The following is a 20,266-nucleotide window of genomic DNA, read 5'->3' on the forward strand; positions in this document are numbered from 1 at the left end:
TGCAAACAGCCGAAAGGGGAGTCGGAGATGAGGAAGATTATTGTTCTAGAACATTTGTCATTGGATGGTGTCATTCAAGCACCTGGTGGAAAAGAAGAGGACATGAGCGGGGATTTCATGCATGGAGGATGGACAGAGTCGTTTTCGAGTCAAGAGCTCGGCATTTGGATTCGAACGCAGATGCACAGTGAGTTTGATCTGTTACTTGGTCGAAAAACATATGATCAGTGGGCGAGTTACTGGCCAAAACATGATGACATTTGGCCGGAAGCCAACCGTGCAGTGAAGTATGTGGTTAGTAGGCATTCACATGATTCACAATGGGAATCAACGACGTTTCTGACAGACCCGGTCGAATCATTGAAACGACTCAAACAACAGGACGGACCGGATTTACACGTCTGGGGCAGCAGTGAACTCGTACACACGTTACTCGCGAACGACCTCATCGATGAATACCGATTGATCATGTATCCGATTATCATTGGTTCTGGAAAACGTCTTTTCCCAGATGGAAACATCTTGCCACTTCAACTTGATGTAGTCGAGCAACAGCTGATGCCGAACGGAGTCAGTATCGTCCGCTACGAACGTATTCAACAAGATGGAGAGGGGCTATGAGAATCGAGCAGCACCTCGAGATGACCATTTCAGAATCGATGGATACGGAACTGATTGAGCTATTACAGCATTCATTTCCTTCCATTTATCCGAATCGCCGCTACTTTAAGCAACTGCCGCATCTTCGGCTCATCGCGTATGAGGATCAACAAATCATCGGACAAGTCGGGTTAGATTTTCGTGTGATGAATATGGATGGAACTCCGATTCACGTGCTTGGCATCATCGATTTATGCGTACGGGAAGCAGTGCGGGGACGTGGGGTCGGACGGGCGTTAATGGAAAAAGTCATCGCGCTCGGGGAAGCGTACCCAATCGACTTTCTCCTGTTGTTCGCTGACCGACCAGATCTTTACGAACGCATTGGGTTTCACACGGTATCCAATACATGCACGTGGCTTCAAATCAATGACGAGAATCAAACGACACGAGGAATCGGGGAAGCACGATTTGAAGAATTGATGATTCGTCAGGTGGGAGACAAACGATGGACCGATGGAAAGCTTGATTTGCTCGGATACTTATACTAGGAGGGTCCAGATGAACCGTGAACAAGTGTCAGACACGTATGAGGCGTACGCACAAAAAATTGGTGACCGGAAACGAGTATATAAAACGATTGCGAGAACCTTCGACGTGAAGCGGGCGCTTTATCCTGGAAGTCACGTCGATATCGCACCATCCTTTGTTATCCCTCACGTCATCTATGTCGACAGTTTCAAAGGGACGATTCGTTTCTTCAAGCACCTCGAAACGGTACAGGAATTGATGGATAAACGAAAAGAATACGATGAGCCGTGTACGATTGAATTCTTTGGTCAGGATTATACGCAGCCGCTCGATATCGAACCGGTCGATTTGATCATCTCACAGTATGCTGGATTGGTTGGTCAGGCGACGAAGCACTATTTGAAGCCGGGCGGCATCTTGCTCTGCAATGATAGTCATGGAGACGCGACGCTGGCACGATTTGATGAGGGGTTCGAATTGATTGCGGTCATGGGAAGAGCGAATGAACTCGTTCAGGCGGGTCTCAACGAGTATTTCCAATTACCGAAAGGGAAAGTCGTCGATATCGCAGAAGTGAAGAAGACGATGAAAGGTCCTCGATATACGAAACAAGCGGAGAATTATGTGTTTCAGAAACAATTGTAAAAGGAGTGAATCCAAGATGGTCCACTCCTTTTACGAAAAGTAATCATTCACATGCCCAGCCGTCGTTGTCACGATCCATCTTAGATTGATAGGCTGGATGATCGGAAGACACGCCACCTGGATAGGTTCCGCGTAAATCTGTACAGTTTTGGAAATTCTCAGAGGGTTGTGACGTTTGAGTATTCGATTTGGTCGATTCCGAAGCTTGTGCTTGTTGTTCAAGTTCCTGTTTCACTTTTGCGATGGCCGCTGCCGACTTCTCTTGCTCTTCTTTTCGAACCGAAGCAACTTCCTCCTCTAATTGTTGCGCAGCTTCTTCTTTTACGCGTTTCAACTCACTTTCGAACTCTTCACGTAATTTTGTTTCGGCTTCTGCTAGTTTCTGATTCGTTGATTCTTTAGCGTCCGTTAGTTGTTGACGTAAGTCTTCGTTTTCAGACAAATAGGAATCCAATTGATTCTGTAATTTTTCTTTCTCAGAATTGGCGGAACTCAATTTCTCCTCTACGAGCGATAAATCTTGTTCGTACTCTTCAACTGGAATCGACTCTTCAAAACTACAAGATGCTAATAGAAGAACGGAAGAGAGGACTGAGAAAATGATGAAGAATCGAGAAGGAAATCGTGGCTGTTGACCGTAATTTTTCAGTAAAAAAGTGATTGCGATAAGCAAAATCATTAGAAATAGCCCTATCACCCAAATATTTTCCATACTATATCCTCCTTTCATCTACGATATCCAATACGACCCACTTATTTATATTTATTTTACCAGTTTTTCATTTTGTAAACGGAATGAATGAAGTATGTTTTCAATTGATTATTGTTTTTTCAATTCATTGCTGATTATGGGAGATGTATGAGAAAGGTAAGAAGTGAATTTTCACGAAGAAGATAGATACACAAAGGAGGGATTTGATGAAACAATATACGATTCGAAACCGTAACGTCCCGCTTTCCTTACATGATGCCGTCATCACAGAAGCGACTGTGACGGGTTCGACGATCCGTCTCGTGTTTGCGGATGGAATCCGAGATTTGTTCAAGAAGGAAGCGGTGTGGACAGGACGTGCCACCGTGACGATTCCGAACATCGATTGGGACTCTTCTTCACTTACACGATTTGGTGAAACGACCTATTCGATGTGTCGAATCGAGCAACTCGGTCAGTTCGTCAAAAGTGGGCGGTTCGAGATTGTCGATGAGTTGTATGGTTACCGTCAGCTGTTATTCCGTTGCATGTGGTTGACGGATACGACATGTGAGACGGTGGAGTTGAATCTCTCCTATGCAAGCGAGCTCGTCATCCAATGGGAAGACGAACCTGTGGAAGAAATGTATGAATCTGAATCACTTTGAAGAAAGCGTAAGTCCCACATGTTGAGCGACTGCTCTCGCGACGTCTTGTTTTGATTGATAATCCGTTACAATTTTTTCTGCGTGGATGTCAGATTCGAATGCGGATTGGCAGCGGTCGATTTGAGACTTCCCCCAAGAGTTGAACCACTCGAATCGTTTATTCAATCGTTTCACGAGTGTCCGTCGATTCGCTTCGAGAATGATATGTCGTACATCGACGCCTTCCCGTTGAAGCCGTCCGATGATTTCATCTACATACGTTGCGTCAACGAGTGTCATCGGAACGAGGATAACCCCATCAAAGGACGTTGCGATTTTCAAAAGCATTCGATAATTGAACTCTCGCCATTCTGAGTGATGTTGAAAATCAGGTTGCTGAAGGCTCTCCGGTAATTGATCCCGAATGAAAAATCCAGCCTGCTCCGGGTCATAGAGAAATGCGTTTGGTAGTTGTTTCTGAAGTATATTAGCACATGTGGTTTTGCCTGAACCGAAAGCGCCGTTGATCCATATAATCATTCCTACTCCTCATTTCATTGTCATTGTTCCTTTATTATATCGAACGGTGTGGTGAAACAGTTGATACAATCCGACAGACATAATAGAATAGATGAGTGATTTTGTTGGACTGTATGGATGAAAGGAACTGATTTTACGATGAAAGAAAACTTTTGGCGCGACCTTCCGCGTCCATTCTTTATACTTGCCCCGATGGAAGATGTGACCGATGTCGTCTTCCGCCACGTCGTCGCTCATGCGGGACGCCCGGACGTCTTCTTCACGGAATTTGCGAACTCGGATAGCTATTGCCATCCTGAAGGGAAAGGCAGCCTACGTGGCCGTTTGACATTCACGGAAGACGAGCAGCCGATGGTCGCCCACATCTGGGGAGACAATCCGGAATACTTCCGTCAGATGAGTATCGGGATGGCCGAGATGGGCTATAAAGGACTCGACATCAATATGGGGTGCCCAGTCCCAAACGTCGCAAAACGTGGAAAAGGGAGCGGGCTTATTCTTCGTCCGGAAGTCGCGGCTGAGCTCATTCAAGCGGCGAAAGCCGGCGGCATCCCGGTCAGTGTCAAGACGCGTCTCGGTTTCGCGAAGCTCGACGAGTGGCGCGACTGGTTGACGCATCTCTTGAAACAAGACATCGCCAACTTGTCGATTCACTTGCGCACGCGCAACGAGATGAGTAAAGTCGACGCGCACTGGGAGATGATCCCGGATATCGTGAAGTTGCGTGACGAGATTGCACCGGATACGCTCATCACCATCAACGGAGATATCCTCGACCGTCAAATGGGACTCGAGCTCGTTGAGAAGTACGGGGTCGATGGTGTCATGATTGGTCGCGGGATTTTCAAAAACCCGTTCGCATTCGAGAAAGAGCCGCGCGAGCACTCGATGGAAGAACATCTCGACTTGTTGCGTCTGCAACTGGACCTTCAAGACAAATTCCAAGAAGACGTGCCACGTTCGATTTCGAACTTGCATCGTTTCTTCAAGATTTATGTCAAAGGATTCCGCGGGGCGAGCGAACTCCGTCATAATCTAATGGAAACGAAATCGACGGACGAGGTACGGGCGTTGCTTGATGCCTTCGTCGAGAAATATCACGAAGAAGAGGCAGCGCTGGCTGCCGAATAAGCTTATTGGATACGAGGCGTACTCGTATCTTTTTTTTGCAGGAAAAGTTATTTATGGGACGAATGAGAACAGGAGAGTGAAAAAGGGAGGAAAGCGAATGCTACACGTTCAAGGACAACATTTAGTCAATGCGGCAGGAGACGTTGTTCGGTTGCGTGGTTTCACGTTGACGGCTTTATATTGGGAGCCGACACAAGTAGTTACGGAACTGTATCCAACGGACGAGCCATATCGTGTTATGCGAGAAGTAGGAGCAAATGTCGTGCGTCTCACGTTCCACGCTCGCCTGATTGAACGTGAACCGTTTTTAGAGGAAACAGCCGGCCTGGAATGGTTAGATCGACAACTTGATTTCGCTCAAGCGAACGGGTTGTACGTCATCCTTTGTCTAATTTTGCCGCCGGGAGCGGACTGGATGGACGATCGTCCAGAACCCGATTATTCACTTTGGAGCGATCTCTCGAAACAGGAACGATTTCGTTGGATTTGGCAGACGTTACTGACACGTTATAAAGGAACGACACGTGGTAAGGCGATAGCAGCGTTCGATTTATTCAATGCTCCCGCCACAATCGATGGGACTGGAGAAACATATCGTCAATTACTTCAGTCGACTGTGAACGAACTACATGCTCTCGATTCGAAACGTATTTTCATTGTCGCGCCATGTTATGGTACGGATGGTATGAAACACGACGGCCTGTTGAGAGACTGGATTTTGCTGGATAACCCGAATGTGATGTATGACCTTCACTTTTACGATCCTTTTTCGTATACGCATCAGTATGCGGAGTGGGTTGGTGTTCATGAAGAGGGTGGCGTTTATCCGGATCGTTCTCTTTTAGAGCCTACACTTGCAGGTTATATGCCACGCTGTCGGTCATATCTTGCTAAACAGCTCGAACCGCTTCTTCAATTACGAGTGATGCATGAGGTCCCGATTTTCATCAGCGAGTTCGGTTTGATTCATCATTGTTTTGAAGATGGGCGAGGTGGTTTGGCTTACGTGAATGATGTCATCACATTATTAAATGAAGCGGGCATTGGATTTACGTATTGGGACTTTCAGTCGACAGTCATGGGACTGTTTCGTTCAGATGCCCAATCATCGCTTATGCAATCGGATCAACAACGTGATCTTGCCCTTACATTATTTAAAACATGATCCTGTCTGCAATGGATGCAGACAGGATTTTATTGATTTTTTGACCAAAATAGGATAATTTTAATATATCGGATGACGATATAACGAAACACGATATAAAGGAGTAGGATACGTGACACAACAGTCGAATACAGGCGCACTAACCGAGGCGGTTTATTATATATTATTGTCCCTTCAAGTTCCGAGGCACGGGTACGGCATGATGCAGTTTGTCCAGGAGTTGAGTCATGGGCGAGTTCATCTCGCACCCGGTACGTTATATGGAGCTCTCAGTAGTTTGGTTGAAAGAGGTTGGATTCAAGCACTTGAAGGAACGGGACGGAAAAAAGAGTACGAAATCACCGATGCTGGTCGAGAAGCACTTCAGATTGAATTAAAACGATTGGAAGAATTGGTGCGGCACGGTCATGAGTGGACAAAGGAGTTGGACACATGAAGACGAAAACGGTCTATCGCATATTTGTTGATTATGAGAAGGAAGAGAAATGGCTCAATGAGATGGCTCAAACCGGATGGGCGCTCGAATCCTTTCGTTTGATGCGATATGTGTTCAAACAAGTCGAACCTGAGACGTACACGTATCGAATCGAATTGTTATCCAACTTACCTTCGCACCCCGAGTCGAAGGCGTATATGGCATTCCTGGATGAAGTGGGCATCGAAGTGGTCGACACGTCGTATCGGTGGATCTTCTTACGAAAACGAACGAGTGACGGGCCGTTCCAATTGTATTCGGATTTTGACTCGATGATTCAGCGAGAAAAACGAATCATCCAACTGTATGGCGCAGTGGGACTCGCCAACTTTGTTGTGGTGGTAGCGAATTTTTCCAATCCATATGCGCAGTGGACCATCTTATTGAACATAGGTGTCGTCGCGATGTTGGCCTATGCCGTCCAGCATCACACACGAAAAGTCAGGACACTAAAAGGTCTTAAAGCAATTGGAGAGATGAAGTCGTCAGATTGAGCGGATGGGTAAGGAGGAGCAAGATGGATTCACGAGAATGGAAGGACTGTATCATTTGTTTTGGATTGATTGCGGGGACAACACTCGGTGTAATCCTCTCGTTTTTCTTCGATATACAGCTGACATACGGCATCGCGAGCGGAGCGATGGTTGGCTATATCGGAGGACTTGCCGTATCGATTTGGAAGAAATAATGAATAAGATGAACATTCCTCGTCTCGATGACGAGGTTTTTTTAATATGTTGTGACGAATTATACTGGATTGGCATCTATATAAATGAGGAGAAAGAAAAAGGAGGGGAAGGGATGGATGACCAGGTCATTATCGATTGGTATTGGGAACGATCGGAGTATGCGATTGTCGCCACGAAAAAGAAATATGGGAACTATTGTCATCGCGTCTCGTATAACATTCTGCAAAATCACGAAGACACGGAAGAGTGTCTGAATGACTTATATATGAAAGCGTGGGAGTCAATCCCTCCGACGCGTCCGCTTCGACTCGGGGCGTATTTGACGAAGGTTGTACGGAATCTCGCACTGCAGCGTTATAAGAAGAATCATGCAAAAAAACGGGGAGGTGGAGAAGTGCCACTCGTCTATGAAGAATTGGAACACGTCCTCACGGTGTCGATGAAAGACAAAGACATCGTGGACTTATTGAACGCGTTTCTAGCAGAGCTCCCTCGACTGACAAGGGTGATTTTCATGCAGCGTTACTTTTATCTACAGTCGATTCAAGAAATTGCGAAAAACCATCAACTTGGGGAGAGTCATGTCAAAATGACGTTGAAGCGAACGCGTGAAGCATTACAGCGAGCGCTTGAAGCAGAAGGGATTCGCATATGAAAAATGAACAGTTGCTTCGACTACTCGGGGAAGTGGATGATCGCTATATAGAGGAATCCATGACGATAGAGCGAAGACCTTATCATCGACTCAAATGGGGGGCGGGACTGATACTCGCCACCGCTGCGGGATTCATGCTCTTCACATCGAACATTTGGAATGAACGTATTCCATTATCCACGGATTCAACGGCAAATTCGGTTCACATCGTCGATGAATCAGAAATACGGCAAGGTACTTCCCAGGAAAACTTGATGGATATGACAGAGGATGAACTTTTTTCGAGATGGGATCCGGTCGTAATCAGAGGGACAGTCGCGGACATCCGGCATATCGAGATTGATTTCAATGGAGAGACTGCATATCAATCCCTTATCACGATCCACGTATCGAATGTGTATCGGGGAGATGTGCAAGTCGGGCAAGATTTGGTCGTTCGTGCCGATGCGATCGGGGAAACCGGACAGGCAGAGCATACGAGCGTCATCTCGAACGTACAGCAAGGGATGGAGGGCATCTTTATGCCGATTCCATATGATGACGAATTCATCTGGGAACAAAACGGGGCCACGCTTCGACTGAAAGATATTGCGGATTACGGTTTTCCGGACGGGGAGCGTTATCTGTTTTTAGATACTCCGAATGGACTGTTGTTTGAACGGGATGCTTATCCGTCATTGCAAGATATGCATTCTTTAGATGGAATAGAACGTTGGATGATCTCACGATTTAAAGAGTCAGAATGATCTACATCTCATATTATTAGGAGGGCGAACGATATGGAACGAAAGATTATGGTAAAAGGTACGGGGAATGTCTCATCTCGACCAGATTTGATTGTGATTCACATGGACCTCGTCTCAAAAGCACCGCGTTATGAAGACACGATGACCGAGGCGACAACTGCGGTGTCACATCTTCAAATAGCCATCTCTCGCGCAGGTTTTGACAAAACGGACCTTAAAACGAGTGACTTTTCCATCGATACGGAATACGAGCGCTATCGTGATCGAGATGAAAATTACCGGTCGCGATTTGTCGGATATGTCTGTAAGCAGAAGACGAAGCTCGAATTTGCACTCGATACGTCAATACTATCGGACGTCATCGAACAAATCAGTCAATCCCGGGCAAATCCGACGCTCTCCATTCGTTTCACGATGAAAGACCCGAATGCAATCGAAGATCAGCTGTTAGTGAACGCTGCGGAAAATGCAAAGAAACGAGCGGAACTTCTCGCAAATGGAGCAGGCGCAACGTTAGGAGACTTGCTTCAGATTGACTACACGTGGGGAGAGATTCACGTATTCTCACCAACGAGCGTCCTCTATAGTCAGGACGTCGTCTATTCCGAATCACGGATGCCAGAAATCGAACCGGATGACATTGATGTGAGCGATACGGCGACGTTCGTCTGGAGTCTTAAATGAGGCGATTCATGATCCTGACTCTTTTCGCTATATCGATTGCGCTTCCTGTATCCGCACTTTCCTACGCATATATATTTGTCGTGTTCGACCGAAATGCATATGAAGTACTTGATACGACATTAGATGAAGATACGCTCGGTGACGTGATCGGTGAAGTAAAAACAACGGTCAACGATGAGACGGGACGTTACTACGGGAATGCTTCGAACGGATATCCGATCGGGACGGTGTATCGTGAAGTCGTCGGGGAGCCCGTTGAAGATGTCATTGCGGTCGAGGACGGATCGGAATGGAAACGGGCGGAATACCGATTTGAAGCACCCTATCACACGCGCGACTTTGTCACGTTCTTCGGCTATATCTTGCTCGTACTCGGCATTGTTATCGTGAGTTGGACGCTCTTTAAGCGAAGTTCACTGTACAAAAAAGAAGCATGAACGAACGTTGGAATGGGAAGGGGATAAAGAGACGTTCGGCAAAGGGGGATTCATCATGAACATTTTGATTATCTTTGATTCGTTGTATGGTCATACAGAAAAGATTGCCCATGCGATGCAGGAAGAACTTTCGAAAGAGCATGAGGCGCGCATGGAACATGTGTTGAACATCGGCCTTGGTGACTTGGCGCATGTCGACCTTGTCGTCATCGGTTCACCGACACATGGGGGTTATGAGACAGAGGACATTAAAGTGTTTCTAGACGGAATCTCGGACAATGCGCTTCGCGGGAAGCGGACGGCCGCATTTGATACGAGTGTCGTCAAAGAAAAACAGAATCCGATTCTCGGTAAAATCATCGACTGGTTCGGTCATGCGGTCAATCGCGTCGAAGGGGAAATGATTGAAAAAGGCGCGACGAACGTTCAAAAAGAATCGTTCTTGGTTGATGGGAAGACGGAGATGCTGAAGGAAGGCGAGCTCGAACGTGCGAAAGCATGGGCACGGGAGTTGGTCGGATAATATGTGAAACGCATTCTGGAATCAGGATGCGTTTTTTTAGTGGAAGCGGAAGAGAAGGCTGAAAAAGCGGGTAAATACTTAGTATTCAACTCTTTAGAAAGGGAGCTGGTTGTGATGAGAAAAATGGAACGTGATGTCTTCGTCGGATGGATGGTCGTCTTGCTCGTTATATTGGTGCACTTCCTCATCACCGTCTCTCTCGGAAACTCATACTTTGCCGAGTCCTCACTCAATCGCATGTTGTGGCTCTCGAGTTTCCCAGCATTTCTGATTGCTTTTGTCGCAGCCTTTTTCCAAAAAACGAATACGATTCTTCTAGCGGTTCGTCGCGGATTGTTGTGGACCGTCGAGTTGATTGTCGCGTTCACGGTCTTCGCCTGGGTGTTCCGTTCGTTTGAAGGATTGTATGCGAACGCGGGTCTCTATTGGTTATTCGGTGCCGTCTTGATTGGGCCGCTTTTCTACGTGATGGCATTCCGACGGCAACATACGAAACGGATCCGGACACCTTGACTCGAAACGTCTCCTCTTTCAGGAGGCGTTTTTAGATTGTCGTAGGATGGGAATGGAGTAAAGAGAAAAGAATTGGAGGAGAGTGCGATGAGCCAGTATTTTTCATCATCCTATGAAGAGTCGCGAGAGAAGTTCATCAACTTGTTGCCGGAGGTGAAACGATTTTATCCGAAAGCGGAGCTCTTGACGCATTCGATTGGGGACGAAAGCATTGACATTATTCTAGGTGAACCGAAACGAGAGCGGAGAGCGATGCTTCTCATGACCATTGGGGAACATGGGATCGAAGGCTATGCGGGTGCCGCGGTGACACAGCAATTCGTACAGATACAACTCGGCCAAGTACGACATGAAACGACAGGCATCTGTCTCATACACGCTGTCAATCCGTGGGGGATGAAACACTTCCGTCGGGTCAATGAGCACAACGTCGACTTGAACCGAAACTACGTCATTGATCGTGAGTCTGTTCCATATAACGTGAATCGTGAATACGAACTCATGCGCCATTTGTTCGTCCCAGACGGTGTGATTGACGACTATCATGAGGCGCGTGAACAGATTTATTCATTCCTTGGTTCCGGAATTAAGCTCGATGGCTTCAAAGCGATGAGTGAGGCGAAAGGAATGGGGCAATATCAATTCCCGAAAGGGGTGTATTACGGGGGAGATGAAGACGAACCGTCCGCCATCTTCTTGAAAGGAATTCAACACGATTTACTGGAGCGCTACGAGAAAGTGGTCCATCTCGATTGGCATACGGCGCTCGGTCCGACGAACGAAGTGACGATGGTCATCAGCAAGCGGGACGGACGATCAGAAGATGAGTTAAAACAGGCGTACGGTCTCGATAACGTCAAGGTATATGACCCGGATGAGGTGCTCGGGGACTCGACGAACCATTTTTATTATGTCCGTGACACAGAATATCCGGACAAGGGACTTGTCTCCGCCTTATTTGAATTCGGGACGTTCGGAACATCGACGAAAGCCTCGATTCGAGAATTTTTGACAATTATTTTAGAGAATCGTCTCTACTTCGAAGGAACGAAAGATCCCGAAGCGCGTAACGGGATTCAGAATGAGTTCATGGCGATGTTTTATCCGGAAGATCTATCCTGGCGAGAGGCGGTTTTACGAGAAGGGGCGAAAGCCATCGAAGGATATGTAAAAGGAGAATCGCTCTGGCGTGACACATGAGAGGGTTTTTAAGGCTTGAAAACGGGAACAAGTAGGTTGTGAGTATTTACAATCAATTAAAAATGTGGAGGTTGGATGATGGGATATATTACAGCACATGACGGAACAAACTTATATGTGGAGGATGTCGGTTCTGGGGAGCCGATTGTCTTCTTACACGGTTGGCCGGCGAACAACAACATGTTCGAGTATCAGAAGAATGCACTCGTTGAGGCAGGCTACCGCTATATCGGGATCGACTTTAGAGGGTATGGCAAATCCGATGCGCCAGCGACAGGGTATGACTATGAGACAATGGCATCCGACGTGCATATGGTCGTCTACGGCCTTGGTTTGAAAAACTTCACACTCGTTGGATTCTCGATGGGTGGGGCAATTGCAGTGCGATATGCAGCAGACTATAAAGAAGACGGTCTGAAAAAGTTAGTGTTAGCGGGAGCAGCGGCACCAATTTTCACACAACGTCCAGACTATCCATACGGGATGACGACGGACGAGGTCGATGCGTTGATCGAAGATACGCGAGCCGACCGGCCGAAGATGCTCGAAGGATTCGGGGAAATCTTCTTTGAAAAAGAACATTCGAAACCGATGCAGAATTGGTTCCATCATCTTGCGCTCGTGGCTTCGAGTCACGGAACGATTGCCTCGGCAAAAGCGCTCCGAGACGAAGACCTTCGTGACGCTCTTCCAAAGGTTGACGTTGAGACGTTAATCATTCACGGAGTGCACGATAAAATCTGCCCATTCGAGTTCGCAGAACAGATGGAACAAGGCATTCCGAACGCCCGCATTGAACGATTTGAAGAGAGTGGGCATGGGACAGTTCTCGATGAGCGTGAGAAATTTAACGATACACTTTTACAGTTTGTAAAATAATTTATGACCTCCTGATGGGGGTCTTTTTGTTTGTGTAGATGGATAAGAACCAACTAAAACGGGTATAAATCAATTGGAGTTCCCTTCCAATTCTTTTGAATCACCGAAACATCGCTGTGACAAGAGTCACGATGTTTTTTTGTGTCGTTTTGGAGAAAGGGGGATGAATAAAGCTAGGCACATGGATTTAGTTCAACCTGTCCTACCATTCATGGTACAATAACGGGGTGGATTAACAGATTGAGGAGAGATTTAAATGAACATCGCTTTCTTTTTATATCCGAAAGAAGACGTCAAATATTTGGACCCCGAATCAACGGTACGACAAGCACTTGAAAAGATGAAGCATCATCGATTCACGTCTGTCCCACTCGTTTCGGAAAACGGATTTTACGCCGGGACGATGACAGAGGGGGATTTACTCTGGGCACTCGCAGAACAGCTTCGCGGGGAAGAAGACTATGAAAAAGTGCTCCGGACACGTCTAAAAGATATCAAGCAACGCGTTCGCTATAAGCCGGTATCCATTACGGCCCAAATCGAAGAACTCGTCGATGCGATCACGGATCAAAACTTCGTGCCGGTCGTCGATGACGGCAAATACTTCATCGGCATCATCCGACGCCGTGACATCATCGAGTATTATTCGTCAAAGTTGAAACAACTGGAGAATGAAGTCCGATAACAAACAAGCCAGAACCGAATCCCGGTTCTGGCTTGTTTTACGTTTCTTTCTGTTTTGTTTTCAAGAACGGAAGTGGAGCAATCATGGCGATGAAATAAAGCAAGGCGATCACGAGTAAAAGTATGATTGCCGGTAAATAGGGTGCGATGAGTGGGATGACGAGTAGGACCGCAAGAACCACGAGTCGCTTCCACGACACTTTGAAGAACAGGCGATTGAAGTAAATGACACCATATCCAAACAAGACGATGGCGACATACAACGTGATCCGATGTGCTAAATCGAGTGTCTGCATCGGATCGTGCACGATGGTGATTTTGACGACGGCGAGTAAGATGATGCCGAGGAACATTGAAAGATGCGACCAATAGAACCCGGCTTTGGCTGTCTGATCTCGTTTATCCGTATGCATGTCTTGAAAACGATTTTCTCTTGCTTCATCGTCCTTCACGTAGGAGTACCAAAGCAGAACGGTCAGCATAAGGGCAAGAATCATTGTCAGAACGACATCCGAGGTTAAATCCTCATCAATCGCAGCTCGACCGGTCGATGCAATCGTTTCGCCAAGGGCGATGACGAGAATCAAGTAATGACGCTCAAGGAAGTGCCAGGACGACACTTCGAACTGCCCTCTGTTTTTCTGTACAAGAGGACCTAATACCGCGACAATCGCGACAATTCCCCATACAATCAGGCGTACGTTCCCCTCAAACAGCGAAGCGACGAGGATGATGATGCTAAAGGAGACGTTGTACGGTACGATGGCAAGCATCGCTTTTTTCGTATCATCATTACTGTGCAACAAGAATAGCGTCGAATGCACGGCGACAATCACTAAAAAGCCAAGCCCGAAAATGAAGCCATCTTGAACATATGCTTTTGGGATGGCGACGGAAATGAGCATAAAGCCAATCATCCCGAGCGTCATGAAGATTTGATGGTTCCTTCTTGTCAGTTTGGTCGTGTTCGTCAACCAAATATACCCTTCGAAGATGTACCAAATGAGAGCCATGAGGACGAGAACTTCTAAAAACGTATGAACACTCAAATGATGTTCGAGTTTCAATGTGAGTTGGATGAACGTAAATACAAATACCAAGTCAAAAAACAGTTCAATCTTTTCTACCTTTTCATGATGAGAAGGCATGAGAGGACTCCTTTTCATAGATTCCTTTTTATTTACCCGTCCGATTCACAAAAAACCCTTCATTTTATAAATGAAGGGCAAACCTCAATCAAGGGGTGGGAAATGCGGCAACACATATTCTCCTAATTCATCGATCACTTCTTCAGCCGGACGTTCTCCGTCGAAGAGGGCGAAGAAGAGGTGATTCACGCCGATGGCACGATACGCTTCGAGCAATTTGATTAAGTGGTTGCGACCGAGGCGGAAACCGAGGCGAATTGGCGTCGGTGGCTCATCTGGGTCATGCGTCAAGTCAAGATGCATCGGCATCGAGAAGGGACGGAAAGCACGACCGTGCGCTTCACCGCTTTCACGCCAAGCGTCGAGCACTTGCTGCTGCGCGAAAGGTGCCTGTGGGTAGTACATCCATCCGTCCCCGTTCGCCCCGAGCCAGTCCATATCTTGTTGTGCGAAGCCTGTGATCATCGTCGGAATTCGTTTCTTCGGACGTGGTACGAGCGTTGCCTGTTCAACTTCCCCGTAAGGTGAGTCAATCGTTGGGTAATTGTAATAGAGCGCCTGCTCCATGACACGAAGCGATTCTTTGAACTGGTCCCCACGTGTCGGGTGATCGACGCCGAGTCCTTTGAAGTCGGCACGACGGTCGCCTGACGAGATCCCAAGAATCAATCGTTCTGGGAATAACGCCTCAATCGTCGCGACTTCCTTCGCTGAACGAAGGGGATGGCGGAGCGGTAAGACGAGCGCGGACGTACCGAGTGCGATGTTTTTCGTTTGACCGAGTAAGTGTGTCCCATAAATCAGCATGTCATAAATCTGACCGACGGCAGGGTCTAAGAAGTTCGGGTCTTTGAGTAAGACATCCCGTAACCAGAGCGCCGTGAAGCCGTAGTCGTCTGCTTTTTGAGCGAGTTCGACTTGACGTTCGAGTGTCGGTGTACGCATTTTAAAATTTTCTAAAGGGATGTGGAGGCCGAGCGTAAGCTCGCCCTCCCGATACATCCGGTTGTAGCTTTTATGATTGTTGAACATAAGCTCCTCCTTAGTTTGCTTCCAAACGACGAGAGATGGCTGTCAAGATGACGGCGATGATGACCATGATCCCACCGACCCACGGTGTGTGGACGAGTCCGATTGAATCGGCGACGAGTCCGCCGATTGTCGCACCGAGGGCGATCCCGATGTTGAAGGCCGCGATGTTGAGTGCGGATGCGACATCGACAGCAGCCGGTACATATTTTTCAGCCAATTGCACGATATACAGTTGAAGTCCAGGCACGTTCATGAAGGCAAGGAGACCCATCAAGACGATGGCAATGAGACCTGCCACTTTGAACGGAATCATGAACGACATGAGAATCATGACGGCAGCGTGAACGATGAACATATAGAACAATGCTTTCGCCGGGTTTTCGTTGGCGAGTTTTCCACCGACCGAGTTCCCGATAGCGACCGCGATTCCGTAAACGAGTAAGACGACACTAATCAAGCTCGGGCTAATTTTTGTCACGTCTTGCATGATTGGTGTCAAGTACGTGAAGGCGACGAACGTTCCGCCATAACCGAGTGCTGTGATCAAGAATCCGAGCATGAGACGACCGTTCGTGAGCAGTTTCTTCATATCTGAGAACTTCGCCGGTGGCGACTGTTTCAAGTCTTTCGGAATCAAGAAGAAGCTGGCGATGATTGAAACGACACCGAGTGCTGCGACAGCAAAGAATGTGGCACGCCATCCGAAGGCTTGACCGATGAAGGTACCGAGTGGGACACCTGTGACAGTCGCGACAGTTAAACCTGTGAACATGAGTGCAATGGCACTCGCTTTTTTATGCGGTGGTACGAGTTGTACGGCGATGGTTGCTCCGATTGAGAAGAAGACACCATGCGAGAACGCGGTGATAAATCGGGCGACGATCAAGAGTTCAAAGCTAGTCGACATGGCAGAGACCAAGTTTCCGCCGATAAAGACGATCATCAGTGCCATGAGTAACGTCTTGCGGTTCATTCGGTTCGTCAGTGCCGTTAAAATCGGTGCACCGACGGCGACGCCAATGGCATATCCCGAAATAATGAGACCCGCGAGTGTGATCCCAATGTTTAAGTCACTTGCGATGGATGCGAGTAATCCGACAGGGACGAACTCGGTCGTCCCGATGCCGAAAGCGCTAATGGCAAGGGCGAGTAACGCCAATCCTCCATTTTTAGGTGCCTGTTCTTCAACAGGTTGTGAAATAGGTTGATTCATGAGTAGTTCCTCCTAGTTGATGAAAAATGGTGTGGAAGACGAGGGCCCTTCGTCTCCCGATAGCAAAGACATCTCACTTTCCTCTATTTGTTCAGTACGGTCGAAAAAGTACCTTACCGTCTCAAGAGGGTTCTACGAGCGAAATGAACTTGTATTGATTTGCTATAGTTGCTATCATAAGGGCATGAAAACCGTTTGAGAAGTACGTACTTTAAAGTGCGATAGGCACCAAAAAGTGCCTATGGGAGAAATGGAGGAAATGATATGCCATATAATATTCCGGTCGAAGCGACACTTGACGTCATCGGCGGTAAATGGAAAGTCGTCATCATGTGTCACTTGATCAAAGGAGAGCGTCGGACGAGTGAGCTGCGTAAACTCATGCCGAACATCACCCAGAAGATGCTCACCCAACAATTGCGTGAGCTTGAAGCGGACGGGGTCGTCGTGCGTACGGTGTACGAACAAGTTCCACCGAAAGTCATCTACTCACTCTCAGAGTATGGATGGTCACTTAAACCGATTTTAGACGCCATGTGCGCCTGGGGCGAGTGCCATATCGACCAGTCTGGAGAAGAGGTCATCTCATAACAATCACGGTCGTCCATAGAGGGCGACCGTTTTTTGTGTGGGGAAGTCGGGTACAGGGACAGAGACAAGGAGGGACTTAGGATGGACTTGAAAACTTTTTTGTTTACAGATGACGGCTCGATCCCGAATCATCCCGACTATCCGGCGCTTCTCTATCGTGGTGTCTTTGATGACCCGAGCGGGATGCAAGAAACGTTCGCTCATAATGAATGGACGAACAGTTGGGTGAACGGGGTGTTAGATTATCATCACTATCACAGCAACACGCATGAAGTGTTGGGCGTATTAAACGGCGAGGCGACCCTTCAACTCGGAGGAACGAATGGTGATCTCGTACGCGTCAGTGCAGGTGATGTCCTCGTCTTGCCGGCGGGAACAGGACATCGGCGCATCGAGGCGAGCAGAGACTTTCAAGTCGTCGGGGCATACCCGGACGGTCGTGACTATGACACGTTGACCGGGAAGACGGAAGAACGACCGGACAATATAAAGCGAATCGAACAAGTCGAGAAACCGACGTTCGACCCTGTCTTCGGGACGACGGGACCGTTACATGAAGCATGGACAAAGGAGGAAACGTTATGAATCAACGACTACCACATTCTTTATTACTCGCGGCATTGAAACAGAATGTCGTCGAATTGAAAGACGGACGGGAGATGCGCACACTCGGGCAAGGAACATGGCGTATGGGGGAAGAAAAGTCGAAGCATGACGCTGAGGTGGAAGCGCTTCGGACAGGACTCGACTGCGGACTTCATGTCATCGATACAGCCGAGATGTACGGGGAAGGGGAGTCGGAAAAGTTAGTCGGCGAAGCCATTCAAGATCGACGCGAAGATGTCTTCCTCGTCTCGAAAGTGTATCCATACAACGCTTACGGCGACAAACTCGTCAAAGCATGCGACGCGTCACTCGAACGACTCGGGACTGATTATCTCGACCTTTACTTACTCCATTGGCGAGGCGATGCCCCGCTCGAGGAGACGATTCAAGGAATGGAGCAGCTCAAGGCAGACGGCAAGATTCGGGCATGGGGTGTCTCGAACTTCGACGTTGAGGATATGAAAGAACTTCTCGCCTTACCTAACGGAGATAATTGTGCTGTCAACCAAGTGCTCTATCACCTTGGCAGTCGAGGGATCGAGTATGACCTGCTTCCATATCTAAAAGAGCAAGGCATCCCGGTCATGGCGTACGCACCGCTCGCCGAGGGAAGTGACGTGAAAAAAGACGTCTTCGAAAACGAGACGGTCAATCGGATCGCAGAGGCGTATAGTGCCTCGGTCGCACAAATTTTACTCGCCTGGACGGTTCGGAGCGGACATGTGATTGCCATCCCGAAAGCGGGGCAGGCCGAGCACGTCGAGGAGAATGCGGCAGCGCTCTTGCTCGATTTGAGTGAGGAAGATTTTGCGGCGCTCGATGAAGTATTCCCACCACCGACGACGAAACAACCGCTAGATGTCATTTAATAATGTGAACTGGACCAATCAAAGGTCCAGTTTTTCTTTTGCCGAAATCGATTGTCGCTTTCGTGTTGCGGGTAAATAAAGAAAGGACTTGCTTGTGTGGATGACATCGATACGACAAGGGAGCTGAAACCAGAATGGAACAGACGTATACCGCCGAAGAATTCAAAGACAAGATGTACACGAATTTAAAGGTACGACCAAGTGATTCCGTCATTTTGATGTGTTCCATCTTTATCGCATCCATTGGACTCAATATGAACTCCATTCCCATCATTATCGGGGCGATGTTAATCTCGCCACTGATGACACCAATCTTGAGTATCGGTCTAGCTTTGTCGCTTTATGACATGAAGTTATTGCGGGCAGGTGTTCGTTTACTGCTCGTCCAAGTTGCGGTCAGTCTCACCGTCGCGACCATCTATTTCGCCATCTCCCCAATCACCTATGCGAGTAATGAAATCATCGCCCGGACCGAACCGACGATTTGGGATGTCATCATCGCCTTCGCCGGGGGAACCGCCGGGATTATCGGGGCGCAAAAGAAAATGAGTAACAACATCGTCCCAGGTGTCGCCATCGCGACCGCCTTGATGCCCCCGCTCTGTACGGTCGGCTATTCGATTGCAACACGCAATCTCGACTACTTAATCGGGTCGAGCTACCTGTTCGTCATCAACTGTGCGTTCATCGCCATCGCCACGTTCATCGGTGTTAAGTTCATGGGCATCTCTCAAGTGTTGACGAAACAAGATGCGAACCATAAAAAAATCAATCGACTTCTCATCGGTTTATCTGTCCTCATCGTCGTTCCGAGTATCTTTTCGGCCGCAACGCTCGTTCAAGACAGCATTGTCCGGACGGGAATCAACAATTTCATCGAAGAAGAGTTCTCAGACGCCATCATTATCAGTCAGGACTATCAGGAAGATGACAATCTCCTTCTCGTGACGACGACAGGGAAACGGTTGACCGAAGAAGAACTTGCCGACATCGAATCGCGGCTGCCGGACTACGGGCTTCGCACCATCGAACTCTCCGTGACACAAGTGCCGGATCTGAATGGATTATCCGGCGAACAGGCAGCTCGCATTTTACAAGACTATCTCGAGAGTCGTCTCCAACAGTTTAACTTGTTCGACAGCCGTCAGATTGATTTAGAAGACTTGCCGTTTGAACTGCAGAACGAAATCAATCCAAACTAAAAGACCATCGATTTTTCGATGGTCAGGCTGTTGACGAACCAAATCGCATATGGCGATTTGGTTCGTCTTTTTTTATGTTCAACGAGCTTGAGTCGTTCTGTCCGACAAAAGATTGAAGAAATGTTATGTAGACAGTCCTTTCTGGCCAACAGGTTGGCCAGCTTCTTCAT

Annotated in this window: 27 protein-coding genes; 22 read left to right on the forward strand and 5 right to left on the reverse strand. The window is 47.8% G+C overall.

Annotated features, from left to right (window positions below; translation table 11 throughout):
* Positions 1-27: 27 nt before the first annotated feature.
* Genes PQI28_RS10170 through PQI28_RS10180 form a run of 3 tightly spaced genes read left to right on the forward strand, consistent with a single transcriptional unit; the run spans position 28 to position 1,776 of the window.
* A complete protein-coding gene (locus tag PQI28_RS10170) occupies positions 28-621 on the forward strand; it encodes a dihydrofolate reductase family protein (RefSeq protein WP_337874842.1) in 594 nt (197 codons plus the stop codon).
* Positions 618-1,151: a GNAT family N-acetyltransferase gene (locus PQI28_RS10175; protein ID WP_337874843.1), complete on the forward strand. Its 534-nt coding sequence runs from the start codon at positions 618-620 to the stop codon at positions 1,149-1,151. The genes PQI28_RS10170 and PQI28_RS10175 overlap by 4 nt, the downstream gene beginning before the upstream one ends.
* Before the next feature lie 10 nt (positions 1,152-1,161).
* Entirely contained in the window at positions 1,162-1,776 is a 615-nt protein-coding gene (locus PQI28_RS10180; RefSeq protein ID WP_337874844.1) for a hypothetical protein, read from the forward strand.
* 43 nt (positions 1,777-1,819) lie between these two features.
* On the opposite strand, the gene PQI28_RS10185 is transcribed toward PQI28_RS10180, so the two are convergent.
* The gene (locus PQI28_RS10185) at positions 1,820-2,488 is read right to left on the reverse strand and encodes an excalibur calcium-binding domain-containing protein (RefSeq protein WP_337874845.1); all 669 of its coding nucleotides are present in this window, start codon (positions 2,486-2,488) and stop codon (positions 1,820-1,822) included.
* A gap of 206 nt (positions 2,489-2,694) precedes the next feature.
* Here PQI28_RS10185 and PQI28_RS10190 point away from each other — a divergent pair, with 206 nt between their 5' ends.
* Positions 2,695-3,135 (forward strand): hypothetical protein, encoded by a 441-nt coding sequence (locus tag PQI28_RS10190; RefSeq protein ID WP_337874846.1) that lies wholly within the window; start codon positions 2,695-2,697, stop codon positions 3,133-3,135.
* Here PQI28_RS10190 and PQI28_RS10195 read toward each other — a convergent pair.
* A complete protein-coding gene (locus PQI28_RS10195; protein ID WP_337874847.1) occupies positions 3,127-3,654 on the reverse strand; it encodes an AAA family ATPase in 528 nt (175 codons plus the stop codon). The two genes, PQI28_RS10190 and PQI28_RS10195, sit on opposite strands and share 9 nt — an antisense overlap.
* A 138-nt stretch (positions 3,655-3,792) precedes the next feature.
* On the opposite strand from PQI28_RS10195, the gene PQI28_RS10200 reads away from it, so the two are divergent.
* The 14 genes from PQI28_RS10200 (at position 3,793) to PQI28_RS10265 (ending at position 13,436) form a co-directional block, all read left to right on the forward strand.
* A complete protein-coding gene (locus tag PQI28_RS10200; protein WP_012727027.1) occupies positions 3,793-4,785 on the forward strand; it encodes a tRNA dihydrouridine synthase in 993 nt (330 codons plus the stop codon).
* 97 nt (positions 4,786-4,882) lie between these two features.
* Entirely contained in the window at positions 4,883-5,950 is a 1,068-nt protein-coding gene (locus PQI28_RS10205; protein ID WP_337874848.1) for a glycoside hydrolase family 5 protein, read from the forward strand.
* A gap of 112 nt (positions 5,951-6,062) precedes the next feature.
* Complete coding sequence (locus tag PQI28_RS10210; protein ID WP_337874849.1) at positions 6,063-6,386, forward strand: PadR family transcriptional regulator; 324 nt, start codon at positions 6,063-6,065, stop codon at positions 6,384-6,386.
* Positions 6,383-6,919, forward strand: a complete 537-nt coding sequence (locus PQI28_RS10215) for a DUF2812 domain-containing protein (RefSeq protein WP_271305350.1) — start codon at positions 6,383-6,385, stop codon at positions 6,917-6,919. Before PQI28_RS10210 ends, PQI28_RS10215 begins: the two co-directional genes overlap by 4 nt.
* Positions 6,920-6,942: 23 nt before the next feature.
* Positions 6,943-7,113 (forward strand): hypothetical protein, encoded by a 171-nt coding sequence (locus PQI28_RS10220; protein WP_224861835.1) that lies wholly within the window; start codon positions 6,943-6,945, stop codon positions 7,111-7,113.
* Positions 7,114-7,226: 113 nt separating this feature from the next.
* Positions 7,227-7,769 carry an RNA polymerase sigma factor gene (locus PQI28_RS10225; protein WP_339963221.1) on the forward strand — a complete coding sequence of 181 codons (543 nt, stop codon included), beginning with the start codon at positions 7,227-7,229 and terminating at the stop codon, positions 7,767-7,769.
* A complete protein-coding gene (locus PQI28_RS10230) occupies positions 7,766-8,515 on the forward strand; it encodes a hypothetical protein (protein ID WP_339963222.1) in 750 nt (249 codons plus the stop codon). The genes PQI28_RS10225 and PQI28_RS10230 overlap by 4 nt, the downstream gene beginning before the upstream one ends.
* A gap of 33 nt (positions 8,516-8,548) precedes the next feature.
* The gene (locus PQI28_RS10235; protein WP_339963223.1) at positions 8,549-9,199 is read left to right on the forward strand and encodes an SIMPL domain-containing protein; all 651 of its coding nucleotides are present in this window, start codon (positions 8,549-8,551) and stop codon (positions 9,197-9,199) included.
* An 8-nt stretch (positions 9,200-9,207) separates the two neighbouring features.
* Entirely contained in the window at positions 9,208-9,636 is a 429-nt protein-coding gene (locus tag PQI28_RS10240) for a hypothetical protein (RefSeq protein WP_339963224.1), read from the forward strand.
* Between the two features lie 55 nt (positions 9,637-9,691).
* Positions 9,692-10,159 carry a flavodoxin family protein gene (locus tag PQI28_RS10245; protein ID WP_214745811.1) on the forward strand — a complete coding sequence of 156 codons (468 nt, stop codon included), beginning with the start codon at positions 9,692-9,694 and terminating at the stop codon, positions 10,157-10,159.
* A 114-nt stretch (positions 10,160-10,273) separates the two neighbouring features.
* On the forward strand, positions 10,274-10,672 hold the full coding sequence (locus tag PQI28_RS10250) for a hypothetical protein (protein WP_214785966.1): 399 nt from the start codon (positions 10,274-10,276) through the stop codon (positions 10,670-10,672).
* Positions 10,673-10,759: 87 nt separating this feature from the next.
* Entirely contained in the window at positions 10,760-11,872 is a 1,113-nt protein-coding gene (locus PQI28_RS10255) for a M14 family metallopeptidase (RefSeq protein ID WP_339963226.1), read from the forward strand.
* Positions 11,873-11,947: 75 nt separating this feature from the next.
* Positions 11,948-12,751: an alpha/beta fold hydrolase gene (locus PQI28_RS10260; protein ID WP_339963227.1), complete on the forward strand. Its 804-nt coding sequence runs from the start codon at positions 11,948-11,950 to the stop codon at positions 12,749-12,751.
* 256 nt (positions 12,752-13,007) lie between these two features.
* Complete coding sequence (locus tag PQI28_RS10265; RefSeq protein ID WP_074033810.1) at positions 13,008-13,436, forward strand: CBS domain-containing protein; 429 nt, start codon at positions 13,008-13,010, stop codon at positions 13,434-13,436.
* Between the two features lie 37 nt (positions 13,437-13,473).
* Here PQI28_RS10265 and PQI28_RS10270 read toward each other — a convergent pair whose 3' ends face one another.
* The 3 genes from PQI28_RS10270 to PQI28_RS10280 all read right to left on the reverse strand — a co-directional run bounded on the left by PQI28_RS10270 (position 13,474) and on the right by PQI28_RS10280 (position 16,828).
* Positions 13,474-14,583 (reverse strand): low temperature requirement protein A, encoded by a 1,110-nt coding sequence (locus PQI28_RS10270; protein WP_214785960.1) that lies wholly within the window; start codon positions 14,581-14,583, stop codon positions 13,474-13,476.
* 84 nt (positions 14,584-14,667) lie between these two features.
* On the reverse strand, positions 14,668-15,615 hold the full coding sequence (locus tag PQI28_RS10275; protein ID WP_214785958.1) for an LLM class oxidoreductase: 948 nt from the start codon (positions 15,613-15,615) through the stop codon (positions 14,668-14,670).
* Positions 15,616-15,625: 10 nt separating this feature from the next.
* Positions 15,626-16,828 carry an MFS transporter gene (locus tag PQI28_RS10280; RefSeq protein ID WP_339963228.1) on the reverse strand — a complete coding sequence of 401 codons (1,203 nt, stop codon included), beginning with the start codon at positions 16,826-16,828 and terminating at the stop codon, positions 15,626-15,628.
* Positions 16,829-17,092: 264 nt separating this feature from the next.
* Between PQI28_RS10280 and PQI28_RS10285 the strand changes: the two genes are divergently transcribed.
* The 4 genes from PQI28_RS10285 to PQI28_RS10300 all read left to right on the forward strand — a co-directional run bounded on the left by PQI28_RS10285 (position 17,093) and on the right by PQI28_RS10300 (position 20,096).
* Positions 17,093-17,419, forward strand: a complete 327-nt coding sequence (locus PQI28_RS10285) for a winged helix-turn-helix transcriptional regulator (RefSeq protein WP_012727011.1) — start codon at positions 17,093-17,095, stop codon at positions 17,417-17,419.
* An 81-nt stretch (positions 17,420-17,500) separates the two neighbouring features.
* Entirely contained in the window at positions 17,501-18,004 is a 504-nt protein-coding gene (locus PQI28_RS10290; protein ID WP_339963229.1) for a cupin domain-containing protein, read from the forward strand.
* The gene (locus tag PQI28_RS10295) at positions 18,001-18,894 is read left to right on the forward strand and encodes an aldo/keto reductase (RefSeq protein ID WP_339963230.1); all 894 of its coding nucleotides are present in this window, start codon (positions 18,001-18,003) and stop codon (positions 18,892-18,894) included. The genes PQI28_RS10290 and PQI28_RS10295 overlap by 4 nt, the downstream gene beginning before the upstream one ends.
* 134 nt (positions 18,895-19,028) lie before the next feature.
* The gene (locus PQI28_RS10300; RefSeq protein ID WP_339963231.1) at positions 19,029-20,096 is read left to right on the forward strand and encodes a DUF389 domain-containing protein; all 1,068 of its coding nucleotides are present in this window, start codon (positions 19,029-19,031) and stop codon (positions 20,094-20,096) included.
* Positions 20,097-20,266 lie beyond the last annotated feature (170 nt).

The organism is Exiguobacterium sp. USCH10 (assembly GCF_037619445.1).
GTDB classification, from domain to species: domain Bacteria; phylum Bacillota; class Bacilli; order Exiguobacteriales; family Exiguobacteriaceae; genus Exiguobacterium; species Exiguobacterium aestuarii_A.

Excerpts from the sequence above, each read along its gene's own strand:
- PQI28_RS10170 (WP_337874842.1), top strand. The coding sequence starts at position 28 with ATGAGGAAGATTATTGTTCTAGAACATTTGTCATTGGATGGTGTCATT.
- PQI28_RS10175 (WP_337874843.1), top strand. The coding sequence starts at position 618 with ATGAGAATCGAGCAGCACCTCGAGATGACCATTTCAGAATCGATGGAT.
- PQI28_RS10180 (WP_337874844.1), top strand. The coding sequence starts at position 1,162 with ATGAACCGTGAACAAGTGTCAGACACGTATGAGGCGTACGCACAAAAA.
- PQI28_RS10185 (WP_337874845.1), bottom strand. The coding sequence starts at position 2,488 with ATGGAAAATATTTGGGTGATAGGGCTATTTCTAATGATTTTGCTTATC.
- PQI28_RS10190 (WP_337874846.1), top strand. The coding sequence starts at position 2,695 with ATGAAACAATATACGATTCGAAACCGTAACGTCCCGCTTTCCTTACAT.
- PQI28_RS10195 (WP_337874847.1), bottom strand. The coding sequence starts at position 3,654 with ATGATTATATGGATCAACGGCGCTTTCGGTTCAGGCAAAACCACATGT.
- PQI28_RS10200 (WP_012727027.1), top strand. The coding sequence starts at position 3,793 with ATGAAAGAAAACTTTTGGCGCGACCTTCCGCGTCCATTCTTTATACTT.
- PQI28_RS10205 (WP_337874848.1), top strand. The coding sequence starts at position 4,883 with ATGCTACACGTTCAAGGACAACATTTAGTCAATGCGGCAGGAGACGTT.
- PQI28_RS10215 (WP_271305350.1), top strand. The coding sequence starts at position 6,383 with ATGAAGACGAAAACGGTCTATCGCATATTTGTTGATTATGAGAAGGAA.
- PQI28_RS10220 (WP_224861835.1), top strand. The coding sequence starts at position 6,943 with ATGGATTCACGAGAATGGAAGGACTGTATCATTTGTTTTGGATTGATT.
- PQI28_RS10225 (WP_339963221.1), top strand. The coding sequence starts at position 7,227 with ATGGATGACCAGGTCATTATCGATTGGTATTGGGAACGATCGGAGTAT.
- PQI28_RS10230 (WP_339963222.1), top strand. The coding sequence starts at position 7,766 with ATGAAAAATGAACAGTTGCTTCGACTACTCGGGGAAGTGGATGATCGC.
- PQI28_RS10235 (WP_339963223.1), top strand. The coding sequence starts at position 8,549 with ATGGAACGAAAGATTATGGTAAAAGGTACGGGGAATGTCTCATCTCGA.
- PQI28_RS10240 (WP_339963224.1), top strand. The coding sequence starts at position 9,208 with ATGATCCTGACTCTTTTCGCTATATCGATTGCGCTTCCTGTATCCGCA.
- PQI28_RS10245 (WP_214745811.1), top strand. The coding sequence starts at position 9,692 with ATGAACATTTTGATTATCTTTGATTCGTTGTATGGTCATACAGAAAAG.
- PQI28_RS10250 (WP_214785966.1), top strand. The coding sequence starts at position 10,274 with ATGAGAAAAATGGAACGTGATGTCTTCGTCGGATGGATGGTCGTCTTG.
- PQI28_RS10255 (WP_339963226.1), top strand. The coding sequence starts at position 10,760 with ATGAGCCAGTATTTTTCATCATCCTATGAAGAGTCGCGAGAGAAGTTC.
- PQI28_RS10260 (WP_339963227.1), top strand. The coding sequence starts at position 11,948 with ATGATGGGATATATTACAGCACATGACGGAACAAACTTATATGTGGAG.
- PQI28_RS10265 (WP_074033810.1), top strand. The coding sequence starts at position 13,008 with ATGAACATCGCTTTCTTTTTATATCCGAAAGAAGACGTCAAATATTTG.
- PQI28_RS10270 (WP_214785960.1), bottom strand. The coding sequence starts at position 14,583 with ATGCCTTCTCATCATGAAAAGGTAGAAAAGATTGAACTGTTTTTTGAC.
- PQI28_RS10275 (WP_214785958.1), bottom strand. The coding sequence starts at position 15,615 with ATGTTCAACAATCATAAAAGCTACAACCGGATGTATCGGGAGGGCGAG.
- PQI28_RS10280 (WP_339963228.1), bottom strand. The coding sequence starts at position 16,828 with ATGAATCAACCTATTTCACAACCTGTTGAAGAACAGGCACCTAAAAAT.
- PQI28_RS10285 (WP_012727011.1), top strand. The coding sequence starts at position 17,093 with ATGCCATATAATATTCCGGTCGAAGCGACACTTGACGTCATCGGCGGT.
- PQI28_RS10290 (WP_339963229.1), top strand. The coding sequence starts at position 17,501 with ATGGACTTGAAAACTTTTTTGTTTACAGATGACGGCTCGATCCCGAAT.
- PQI28_RS10295 (WP_339963230.1), top strand. The coding sequence starts at position 18,001 with ATGAATCAACGACTACCACATTCTTTATTACTCGCGGCATTGAAACAG.
- PQI28_RS10300 (WP_339963231.1), top strand. The coding sequence starts at position 19,029 with ATGGAACAGACGTATACCGCCGAAGAATTCAAAGACAAGATGTACACG.